Source organism: Streptomyces scabichelini, from assembly GCF_011045015.1.
Lineage (GTDB): Bacteria > Actinomycetota > Actinomycetes > Streptomycetales > Streptomycetaceae > Streptomyces > Streptomyces scabichelini.
Genome location: NZ_JAAKZY010000390.1, coordinates 1 through 4280, shown reverse-complemented (window position 1 = coordinate 4280; position 4280 = coordinate 1). Strand labels below are relative to the sequence as shown.

The following is a 4280-nucleotide window of genomic DNA, read 5'->3' as shown; positions in this document are numbered from 1 at the left end:
GCGCTCAAGGCTCCTCGGCCTACCGCCGCCCCCGGGGCCTCCCCGGCGGAGGCGGCGGCTCCTCCGGTGGCGGAGGCGGACCGTCCTGGGACCGCCCGGGCCTCGGGCGCGGCCTCGGGGCGGGCGGCTCGGGGGGACATGGAGACGGCGTTTCGGCGGATCGCGGTGGCGGCAAAAAATGTCGACACGAGGGAACATGATCTTGTCGACGCGGACGACTATTTCCAGTACCACGGCGGCATGGTCGCGATGGTGCGGCATCTGACGGGGGCCAGTCCCGAGGCGTACGTGGGTGATTCCGCGACCCCGGACCAGGTGAAGACACGGACGCTGGGTGAGGAAACGCACCGGGTTTTCCGGGCGCGGGTGGTGAATCCAAGGTGGATGTCAGCGATGCGCAGGCATGGCTACAAGGGCGCCTTCGAGATGGCGGCGACCGTCGACTATCTCTTCGGCTACGACGCCACGGCCGGTGTCGTGGACGACTGGATGTACGAGAAGTTGGCGAGCGAGTACGTGTTCTCGCCGGAGAACCAGGACTTCATGCGGAAGTCCAATCCCTGGGCGCTGCGCGGCATCACCGAACGTCTACTGGAGGCGGCAGAGCGCGGGCTGTGGGCGGAGCCGGACAGGGAGACCCTGGACCGGCTCCGGGCGACCTACCTCGAGCTTGAGGGAGATCTGGAGGGAGACGAGTGATCTCCCGCCAAATCCCCGCATGCACGGGGAGCAACCTTGCCGCCGCATGGCCGCCATCCAACGCGGTGGGCCATCCCCAGGCAGGCGGGGAGCGCACCTCCAGCCTGGCTGCCGCCGAGCACCAAAGCTGCCCCTTTCTCGCCCTTTCACTCGTAGGAGGGATCACCGCGTGAGCACGCACTTCCCCTTCACCGCCATCGTCGGGCAGGGCGACCTGCAACTCGCCCTGCTTCTCAACGCCGTTGCACCAAATGTCGGTGGGGTGCTGGTGCGCGGCGAGAAAGGCACCGCCAAGTCCACGGCCGTACGCGCGCTTTCTGCTCTGTTGCCTGAGGTGGACGTCGTCGCCGGGTGCCGTTTCTCGTGCGATCCGGCCACGCCCGACCCCGTGTGCCCGGACGGGCCGCACGAGACATCTCCCGGTGTCCAACGGCCCGCGCGAATGGTCGAATTGCCGGTCGGCGCCTCGGAGGACCGCCTCGTGGGCGCGCTCGACATCGAGCGGGCCCTCTCCGAGGGTGTGAAGGCGTTCGAACCGGGGCTCTTGGCCGATGCTCATCGCGGGATCCTGTACGTGGATGAGGTCAATCTTCTGCACGACCACCTCGTCGACCTGCTGCTGGACGCCGCAGCAATGGGTGCCTCGTACGTCGAACGCGAGGGGGTTTCCGTACGGCATGCCGCGCGTTTTCTGCTCGTCGGGACCATGAATCCCGAAGAAGGCGAATTGCGCCCCCAATTGTTGGACCGCTTCGGACTGACCGTCGAGGTCGCGGCCTCGCGGGAACCGGACCAGCGGGTCGAGGTCGTACGGCGGCGACTCGCGTACGACGACGACCCCACCGCGTTCGCGGCGCGCTGGGCCGACGACGAGGCCGCCGTACGGGCGCGGATCGTGGCGGCGCGGGAGTTGTTGCCGTCCGTGCGGCTGGGTGATGCGGCGTTGCGGCAGATCGCGGCGACCTGTGCCGCTTTCGAGGTCGACGGCATGCGCGCCGACATCGTGATGGCCCGGACGGCGACCGCGCTGGCCGCGTGGGCCGGCCGTACCGACGTGCTTGCGGAGGACGTCCGGCAGGCCGCGCTGCTCGCGCTGCCTCACCGCCGGCGCCGATCGCCGTTCGACGCGCCCGGACTTGACGAGGACAAGCTCGACGAGACCCTGGAGGAGTTCGGCGGCGGGGACGGCTCCGGCGACGAGGATCCGGATCCGGACGGGCCCGGCGGTGGCGGGCAGCCGCCGCAGGACGGGCCGGACGGTGGCGAGTCCCCGACCGGGGAAACCCCGGCGCAGGGCGAGCCCTCCGAGGGCGACGGACAGGCGCCGGCAGCACCCGGTGGCGGTGAGCAGTCCCCCGTACGGGCTGCCGAACCGTTTCGTACCAAGGTGCTGAGCGTGCCCGGACTCGGCGAGGGTGCCGCCGGGCGGCGGTCGCGGGCGCGGACCGAGCACGGGCGGACCACCGGGGCCCGGCGGCCCCAAGGGGCGCTCACCAAGCTGCACTTGGCGGCGACCGTGCAGGCTGCGGCCCCGCATCAGCGGGCGCGTGGGCGGTCGGGACCCGGCCTTGTCGTACGGCGGGATGATCTGCGTCAGGCGACGCGGGAGGGGCGCGAAGGGAACCTCGTCCTGTTTGTCGTGGACGCCTCCGGGTCCATGGCCGCGCGGCAGCGGATGAGTGCGGTGAAGGGGGCCGTGCTGTCGCTGCTGCTCGACGCGTATCAGCGGCGGGACAAGGTGGGGCTGGTGACCTTCCGGGGGAAGGACGCCGAGGTCGCGTTGCCGCCGACCTCGTCGGTGGACGCGGCGGCGGCCCGGCTGGAGTCGTTGCCGACGGGTGGACGGACGCCGCTGGCCGCTGGGCTGTTGAGGGCCCATGACGTGCTGCGGGTGGAGCGGCTCAGGGATCCCGCGCGGCGTTCGCTCGTCGTCGTGGTGACGGACGGGCGGGCCACCGGCGGGCCGGATCCCGTCGCGCTCTCGGGGCGCGCGGCGCGGCTGTTCGCGGCCGACGGGGTCGCGTCCGTGGTCGTCGACTGCGAGTCGGGGCCGGTGCGGCTCGGGCTCGCGGGGCAGCTCGCGGGTGAACTCGGCGGTACGGCCGTGACGTTGGACGAGCTGCGGGCCGACTCGATCGCCGGTCTTGTCAGGGACGTTCAGGGCAGCAGGGGCAGTAGGGGCAGTAGGGGCAGCAACAGCAGGAGGGCCGCGTAATGCCGCAGGGACAGCCGAGTGTCGTACCGGACGACGGGCTGACGACTCGTCAGCGGCGGAATCGTCCTCTCGTCGTCGTGCATACGGGGATCGGCAAGGGCAAGTCGACCGCCGCCTTCGGGCTTGCGCTGCGGGCCTGGAATCAGGGGTGGCCGATCGGCGTGTTCCAGTTCGTGAAGTCGGCGAAGTGGAAGGTCGGCGAGGAGAACGCGCTCAGGGTCCTCGGTGCCTCCGGCGAGGGCGGGTCCGTCGACTGGCACAAGATGGGCGAGGGCTGGTCCTGGGTGCAGCGCGACGCCCAGATGGACAACGAGGAGAAGGCCCGCGAGGGGTGGGAGCAGGTCAAGCGGGACCTCGCTGCCGAGACGTACAAGCTGTATGTCCTCGATGAGTTCGCCTATCCCATGCACTGGGGGTGGGTGGATGTCGATGAGGTCATCGCCGTGCTTCGGGATCGTCCGGGAACGCAGCATGTGGTGATCACCGGGCGGAACGCGCCCGAGAAGCTCCTCGACCTCGCCGATCTCGTCACCGACATGTCCAAGGTCAAGCATCCGATGGACGCGGGTCAGAAGGGCCAGAGGGGCATCGAGTGGTGATTTCCGTCCCTCGGCTGGTCATTGCCGCGCCGTCCTCCGGCAGCGGCAAGACCACTGTTGCCACGGGGCTGATGGCGGCGTTCGCCTCGCGGGGACTTGCCGTGTCTCCGCACAAGGTCGGGCCCGACTACATCGATCCCGGGTATCACGCGCTCGCCTCGGGGCGGGTGGGGCGGAATCTCGATGCGTATCTGTGTGGGGCGGAGTTGATCGCTCCGTTGTTCGCGCATGGTGCGGGTGGGTGTGATGTCGCCGTCGTCGAGGGTGTGATGGGGCTGTACGACGGGGCCGCCGGCGAAGGGGAGCTGGCCTCCACCGCTCATGTGGCGAAGTTGCTGCGGGCGCCCGTGGTGTTGGTTGTGGACGCGTCGTCGCAGTCCCGGTCGGTGGCTGCGCTGGTGCATGGGTTCGCTTCTTGGGATCCCGAGGTGCGGGTCGCGGGCGTGATCCTCAACAAGGTGGGGTCCGAGCGGCATGAGGTGATGTTGCGGGAGGCGTTGGACGAGTCCGGGGTGCCGGTGCTTGGCGTCCTGCGGCGGGCTCGGCAGGTGGACACTCCTTCTCGGCACCTTGGTCTTGTGCCCGTTGCCGAGCGGCGGTTGGAAGCCGTCTCGGCGGTGGACGCCATGGCCTCGCAGGTGCGTGAGGGGTGCGATCTGGATGCGCTGCTTGCGGTGGCGCGTAGTGCGCCTGCGTTGTCGGGTGCGGCTTGGGATGTGGCTGAGGTGGTGGCCTGCGGCGGGCTTTTTTCCCCAGCCCCGCCCCTT

At 70.1% G+C, this 4280-nt stretch carries 3 protein-coding genes and 1 pseudogene; all 4 read left to right on the top strand.

Translation table 11 applies throughout. The features are described 5' to 3' along the window. Window positions 1-101 precede the first annotated feature (101 nt). Window positions 102-699, top strand: a pseudogene (locus G5C60_RS49690) (cobaltochelatase subunit CobN); the annotation flags it as partial. Between the two features lie 169 nt (window positions 700-868). Beyond that, window positions 869-2914, top strand: coding sequence for a putative cobaltochelatase (locus tag G5C60_RS49685; RefSeq protein WP_165270751.1), 2046 nt, complete (start codon window positions 869-871; stop codon window positions 2912-2914). Continuing rightward, a complete protein-coding gene (gene cobO, locus G5C60_RS49680; RefSeq protein WP_165270749.1) occupies window positions 2914-3513 on the top strand; it encodes a cob(I)yrinic acid a,c-diamide adenosyltransferase in 600 nt (199 codons plus the stop codon). The genes G5C60_RS49685 and cobO overlap by 1 nt, the downstream gene beginning before the upstream one ends. Then, window positions 3507-4280 (top strand): cobyrinic acid a,c-diamide synthase CobB (locus G5C60_RS49675; RefSeq protein WP_165270747.1); only part of this gene is annotated, 774 nt, incomplete at its 3' end. The genes cobO and G5C60_RS49675, both read left to right, overlap by 7 nt.